Below are 1,152 nucleotides of genomic sequence, written 5' to 3' on the forward strand. Positions count from 1 at the left end.
CCCCTAGAGACGCCCCCATCCACCGATTAGTTGGATCACAGAAAAATCACGAAGCTCGGGCCGATAGATGCTCTCGGCAACATCCGGTGTGGAGCCGCCGGCGTACCTTGAGTTGTTGACCTGGACGGGATTGGGGATGGGCGTGGAGAGTATTGCCGGGTTGCTTGTGGGCACGGCCGGAGCGTCGGTCACGCGTACGCTGAACATGGGCGAGGTGGCGTTTCACCGGTCTGACGGTGATGAGATCATGCTCCATCTGCAGTGTCCGTTTCGGGTACTGCACGCTGAGACGATGCTCCTGGGGTCGGGGGACATGCTGTTCGCGGAGACTGACGATCCGAATGAGGCGTTCGTCCGGTACTCGACGGTCTTTGATACTCGCGCCAAGGTGTTGACGGGAATCCTGAAGTCGAAGTCACCGGAAGTGCTGGGCGTCGAGGTGGGTGTGTCGGGACGCTTGTGTGTGCGATTGCTGGGGGACTTCGTGGTTGAGGTCTTCCCGGACTGTTCTGGCCGGGGCGAGGCATGGCGGGTGTTCAGGAGAAGTGGAGGAAAGCATCTTGGGTATCCAGCGGGTGCTGTCTAGGCGATGAGAGTTGTTGTGCACGAGGAGCCGGTGGGGCGGGGGGAGACGAACTGGATCGCGCGGATTGCGTTGGAGCCGTTCGGGTTCGAGGGGCTTTGGGAGCAGGTCTGGCTTCGGCGGACTCGGGACGATCTGGCGGAGTTGTGTTGCATTCCGTTGCGCGCGTAGGGCGTTGCACTGGGGGGATGTGGTTCGGATCTGTGCGGATGGTTCGACGGTGACCGAGGTGGTGGAGCGATCGGGGCGCCATGTGTTTCGGGCGCTTCTGACCATTGAGCGGGAGGAAGAGGTCGCGGCGATTGCGGCGGAGGTCAATGCGATCTGCGCGCGAACCGGGGTGCTGCTCGAGTGGAGCGAGGTTCGGCTGGTGGCGATCGACGTTTCAGATGGAGCTGATACGGCCGATGTTCTTGGGTACTTGGCTGGACTCGCCGAGGCTGGTCGGCTGGAGTGGGAGTGGAGCGACATCGGGCCGTTCGAGGCCTAGGCGAGTCACGGAAGCCGGATCGATGGATGACGGTCGTGCGTACCGACGGACGGGTAGTGGTGGGGGTTTGACGGGGGTC

General features: G+C 62.6%; 2 protein-coding genes. Both read left to right on the forward strand.

What is annotated here, in order from left to right:
* Positions 1-115: 115 nt before the first annotated feature.
* Positions 116-586: a hypothetical protein gene (locus E1261_RS44855; protein ID WP_238176866.1), complete on the forward strand. Its 471-nt coding sequence runs from the start codon at positions 116-118 to the stop codon at positions 584-586.
* A 187-nt stretch (positions 587-773) separates the two neighbouring features.
* Positions 774-1,073, forward strand: coding sequence for a DUF4265 domain-containing protein (locus E1261_RS45805; protein ID WP_272948654.1), 300 nt, complete (start codon positions 774-776; stop codon positions 1,071-1,073).
* The last annotated feature ends 79 nt before the right edge of the window (positions 1,074-1,152 follow it).

This window comes from Kribbella albertanoniae, from assembly GCF_004348455.1.
Taxonomy (GTDB): Bacteria; Actinomycetota; Actinomycetes; order Propionibacteriales; family Kribbellaceae; genus Kribbella; species Kribbella albertanoniae.